General features: G+C 59.5%; 2 protein-coding genes. Both read right to left on the reverse strand.

Features of this window, described 5'->3' with window-relative positions; all coding sequences use genetic code 11:
- Positions 1 to 136: 136 nt before the first annotated feature.
- A complete protein-coding gene (locus WBB07_RS06015; RefSeq protein WP_526305719.1) occupies positions 137 to 1,336 on the reverse strand; it encodes an acyl-CoA dehydrogenase family protein in 1,200 nt (399 codons plus the stop codon).
- 10 nt (positions 1,337 to 1,346) lie between these two features.
- Positions 1,347 to 2,558: an acyl-CoA dehydrogenase family protein gene (locus WBB07_RS06020; protein ID WP_526305721.1), complete on the reverse strand. Its 1,212-nt coding sequence runs from the start codon at positions 2,556 to 2,558 to the stop codon at positions 1,347 to 1,349.
- Between the last annotated feature and the right edge of the window lie 1,036 nt (positions 2,559 to 3,594).

Here is a 3,594-nt window from a genome sequence, read left to right on the forward strand (position 1 = left end):
CTTGTTCTGCGGGCGCTTTGCCCGGTACGGATTTCTGTTTCATCTTCGCTCCTTACGGCTACGATGAACCAGAAATCCTCCCTCCGTGAAGTTCCTTAATTGGTCTCAAGGGTGCTGACGGCAAACAGTGTGGCAATCAACGGAAAGGGATTTCGGGGAGATCGTGCGGCCCCATCGGTGACGTATGTTGCACCGAACCGGTTGTGACGGCGTCGTTCGTCGTGCTGCCGATCTTGCGGAAGTGATAATCGGGCGTGCCGAACATCGCTTCGAACGCCAACACACGTTTTAGGTAATGTCCGACGGAGAGTTCGTCGGTCATGCCGACGCCGCCATGGGTTTGCACGGCCGCTTCCGCGATGGTCCGTCCCATCTTTCCGGCTTGGGCCTTCAGTATCGAGACGTCACGCGCGGTGAGGCGACCCGCTTCGGCCAGCGCCGTGGAATACATCAGCGAGGCATAAGCCTTGGCGTGAGCGATCTTCATGTCGGCGAGGCGGTGCGCCACGGTCTGGAACGTGCCGATGGCAACGCCGAATTGCCTGCGCGTGGTGGCGTAGGCGCCGGTGATGCGCAGCAGTGCAGTCATCGCACCCACGGCTTCCGCGGCAAGAACGAGGATAGCATCCGAGATCAGCTTCGCAATGAGATGGTGCGCGTCGTTCGCCAGCACGTCGGCGTGGGTGCATGTGACATTATCGAAGCGCACATGCGCGGCACTACGTCCGTCCTGAGTCCGGAATGGCGTCAGGCTGATGCCCGACGCATGCGGATCGACCAGCAGCAGGACAAGGCCCTGCGTATCGCCGACTTGACCAGTGGCGCGCGCGGCGACGACCATGAAGTCGGCCTCCGCCGCGCCGAACACAAGCCGCTTCTCGCCGTTGAGCACGAGGCCGTCGCCGGACGGCGTCGCCGTCATCGCGATCTGGGCAGGCGTGGCGATGCCGCGATGTTCGTCATAGGCAAAAGCGCCAATGCTCTTGCCACTGATAAGATCGGCGAGATGCTTGTGGGTTGCGCCATGATTGCCCGTCGTCGCTAGCGCGCCGCCGGCGAGCGTCAGCGCGAACGCCCACGGCTCGACCGTCAGATGCTCGCCGAACACTTCGGCGACTGGGACGAGATCGGTAACAGAGCCGCCGAGGCCGCCCAAGTCTTCGGGGAACGGCAGTGCGAGCACGCCAAGCTCCGCGAACTGGCTCCATGCCGCCTTCGAATAAGGCGCTTCCGAACGCAATAATGCCTGACGCGCATCGAAGTCGTAGGTCTTGTCGAGATAGCGCGCCACGCTGTCGCGGAGCATCGTCTGCTCCTCGGTAAACAAGAAATCCATGATCTTGTCCTTACCGGTTGGCGGCCAGCACCGTGCGCGCGATCAGGTCGCGCTGCACTTCGTTGGTGCCGGCATAGATGGAGGTGGCGCGGGTGTTGAGGTAATACGGCATCGCGACCAGATCGAAGTCCGATCCCAGCGGCGCGACGTTCGAGCCGACGGTCAACGCTTCCAGTTGCAGCGGCACGGTCTCGATGCCGGACACGCGCGTCATCATGATCGACACACGCTGCGACAATTCCGAGTTCATCGTCTTGTTCATCGAGGGATAGGCGGCGTCGCGCACCATGGGGTGGCCGCTGATCGCAAGCTGCTCGAAATGACGATAGGACAGGATGTCCGCTTCCAACTCGCCGAGATCTCGCTGGAACACGGGATCATCCGCCACTACGCCTCCGAAGGGCGACAGCGTCTTTTTCGCGGCTTCGCGAATCCGCGCGATGCCATGCAGCAGTGCGGGGCTGGCGGCCGAGCCGCCGCGCTCGTGCTTCAACAGATGCTTGGCGACCGACCAGCCGTCGTTCTCCGCTCCGATCCGACCCGATTTCGGCACCCGCACATTGTCGAAAAAAACCTCGCATTGTTCCGGGAAGCCGTCGAGGCCGATGATCGGGCGGATGTCCATGCCCGGATAATCCGTGCGCTCCAGCAGCAGGAAGGTGATGCCCTCCTGCTTCTTTCCGGTCTTGCTGGTGCGCACCAGCATGAACATGCGGTTGGAGTGGTGCGCCAGCGTGGTCCAGATCTTGGATCCGTTGATGATGTAGTCGTCGCCGTCGGACACCGCCGAGCACTGGAGCGAGGCGAGATCGGAGCCGGCGTTCGGTTCGGAATATCCTTGCGTCCAATAGACGTCTCCGGAAAGGATCAATGGCAAGTGCTTGCGCTTCTGCTCTTCGGTACCAAGGTCGATCAGCATGGGCCCGACCATCTGCAGACAGTTCGGCAACAGCGGCGGCAGTTGGCGCTTCCGACACTCTTCCGCGAAAATATAGCGCTGTTCCACCGACCAGCCGGTCCCGCCATATTCCTTTGGCCATGCCGGCGCCGCCCATCCCTTGGCGTTGAGGATCTTCTGCCAGGCGATAGCCTGCTCGAAGGGGGCGAACACGCTGGTCGTTTTCGCGCCTGCTTCGCGAATGTCCGGTGTTGGGGCCGTATCAAGAAATGCCGCCACCTCTTGGCGGAAATTCTCGAGCTCAGGTCCAAATTCAATATTCATCCGTCGTCTTTCGCTCCCACCCTCGGCCTACCGATACCTACCTGTTCGACCTGCGTCACTCGGCACGTGGTCGCTCAATGCTCCATTATCCGCGGCGGCGACCAAAGTGCCTGACCAATGATCGACTTGTTCGAGTCATATCCCTTTCCAGGATGACCCATCCCGATGCTGTGCACGCAAGGTGCAGATGAGAATAATGCTGACTTCGATATCTGCCGGCGGCAAGCGCTATTTTCATTTTCAAGAAGCAGAGCCTCTTGCTGCAGAGAGAGGAGACTTGACGGAATTTCGTGAGGCGCTTCTTCGGCCTGCCATTTACGTGCGCAACCATATGCCGAAATGTCGACAAAATGGCTCGCACGTCTCATTGCAGGGAATTGGTCAAGATCAGGATTGCGACCGATCCGTCGAAGTTGTTTCCCGATCCGGGCGCCTCGGATCGCTTCTACCGTGTCGATGACGCATCCCGGAGGATGCGCTCCTTGGCCCGTGGTTTCCGCAAAAACGTAACGGCATTCGCCGTTATGCGTCGTCGGCCAATTCCTCGGTCCGCTCCGATCGCACATATCGTCGGATGACAAGGATTCGAAGTTCTCAAGTCCTTATCCTCTGGTCGCATCTCTTCATCATTCACCTACCGACCGATTGCCCGTTCCCGCGCTCAAGAACGGCTGCAGGACGCCCAAAATGGCTTTCCGGGAAGCGAACGCTGCCACTCGCATCCGATGCACATAGGCTTCAAAACAAGGTAAATAAATACCTGTTTCACATTAACGGTATTATATAACCGATATAGAACGCGTCTGCGTGGTGGTTTAAAGCCCTTCGTCTGGTCGGTTGGGGTGATGCTCCACGGAAAAAAGTACCCCCTCCAATCGGCGCGAAATCCAAATGTTCATTTCGTCTTTGGTCCCGTGGTCATTTCCGGGAGGACATTCGCCTGATATCGACGACGGTGGCGTCGGTCGCTTCGATTTTCATGGGTGTTTCCGGCGAGGACGAATTTGGTCACTGGGCGCTGCCCATCATCGTCATT

The organism is Mycobacterium sp. (assembly GCF_049647605.1).
Taxonomy (GTDB): domain Bacteria; phylum Actinomycetota; class Actinomycetes; order Mycobacteriales; family Mycobacteriaceae; genus Mycobacterium.

Bases quoted from the DNA above. Each gene is read 5' to 3' on its own strand.
- WBB07_RS06020 (WP_526305721.1), bottom strand. From the start codon at position 2,558: ATGAATATTGAATTTGGACCTGAGCTCGAGAATTTCCGCCAAGAGGTG.
- WBB07_RS06015 (WP_526305719.1), bottom strand. From the start codon at position 1,336: ATGGATTTCTTGTTTACCGAGGAGCAGACGATGCTCCGCGACAGCGTG.